This window comes from Echinicola sediminis (assembly GCF_054777495.1).
Genome location: NZ_BAAHAP010000115.1, coordinates 1 through 616 on the forward strand (window position 1 = coordinate 1; position 616 = coordinate 616).

Below are 616 nucleotides of genomic sequence, written 5' to 3' on the forward strand. Positions count from 1 at the left end.
TCCTTTTGGAAACAGGAAAAAGCACCTGATTAGTTTCGGCATCTTCCTCCAAAGTGAGGTAAATGACCTTGAAGGGATATAAAAAAAAAGAGGAACCTTTATCAAAAAGTTCCTTTATTAACTTTTTAGAATGTAATCGTTCATTCTTTGGAAGCCTATAGTCCATAACGATAAGGCATCTATGAAGAACAAATTACTTCTTAAGAGTTTTCTCTGAAGACACCGTAAGTTTATGTCTGCCCTTAGCTCTTCTTGACTTAACTACCCTTCTTCCGTTAGGTGTTGCCATTCTTTCCCTGAAGCCATGCTTATTTCTTCTTTTTCTACGAGAAGGTTGGAATGTTCTTTTCATGATCGTCTAATTTTCTATCAGCTTACAAAGCCCTTACTCCTGTTATCGGACTGGACACTCCACAAGACTGATTATGTTTTTTAATTTTACTGCTTTCCTTTGATTGCCTTTCCAGTAACCCCTAAAAAGGATTGCAAAGATAGCTACGTTTTTTTTTATTTACAAACCAGTGGATTACTTTTGTTTAAAGCAAAGCACAAATGTAAATGGAATACCTGATATATAGAAACAATCCACTCAATCAATTTATACAATTTCAGCTAA

At 34.9% G+C, this 616-nt stretch carries 1 protein-coding gene; it reads right to left on the bottom strand.

Annotation, left to right across the window (positions count from 1 at the left end):
• Positions 1 to 193 precede the first annotated feature (193 nt).
• The gene (gene rpmH / locus ACYVAA_RS19865) at positions 194 to 352 is read right to left on the bottom strand and encodes a 50S ribosomal protein L34 (protein ID WP_186756147.1); all 159 of its coding nucleotides are present in this window, start codon (positions 350 to 352) and stop codon (positions 194 to 196) included.
• Positions 353 to 616 lie beyond the last annotated feature (264 nt).

Coding starts and splice junctions, on each gene's coding strand:
- rpmH (WP_186756147.1), bottom strand. CDS start 352: ATGAAAAGAACATTCCAACCTTCTCGTAGAAAAAGAAGAAATAAGCAT.